Source organism: Saccharothrix sp. ST-888 (assembly GCF_000955975.1).
Taxonomy (GTDB): domain Bacteria; phylum Actinomycetota; class Actinomycetes; order Streptomycetales; family Streptomycetaceae; genus Kitasatospora.
Window position 1 is genome coordinate 1 of the sequence record NZ_JYJF01000500.1, and the last position, 372, is coordinate 372.

Here is a 372-nt window from a genome sequence, read left to right on the forward strand (position 1 = left end):
CTCGGCGCTGCGTGGCGTGGAGCGCCCCTCCGGGCAGTTCGCGCCGGGGCAGCAGGGGCTGTTCTCGCGGCTGAAGGATGCCTTCAACGGCCGCTGAGCCGGTGACTGTCGAGCCGGCCGGCCGGTGAGGCTCCCGGCGCCCGGCGACTCCCACGGAGCAGCAGGGCGCCGCTGTGAGAGCGGTGCTCGGCGTCCGACGGGATGTGGGGCAGGACGAGATCAAGCAGGCGTTCCGGCGCCTGGCACGCGAACTGCATCCGGACGTCAACCCGGACGCGAAGACGCAGGAGCGGTTCAATGAGATAAAAGCCGCCTACCAGGTGCTCTCCGACCCGCAGACGCGGAATGTTTACTCCGTCGTCGGCGAACCGC

At 70.2% G+C, this 372-nt stretch carries 1 protein-coding gene; it reads left to right on the plus strand.

Annotated elements, in window-relative coordinates:
• Positions 1-182: 182 nt before the first annotated feature.
• The coding region (locus UK12_RS33590; RefSeq protein WP_045307004.1) for a DnaJ domain-containing protein at positions 183-372 on the plus strand (190 nt) is incomplete at its 3' end.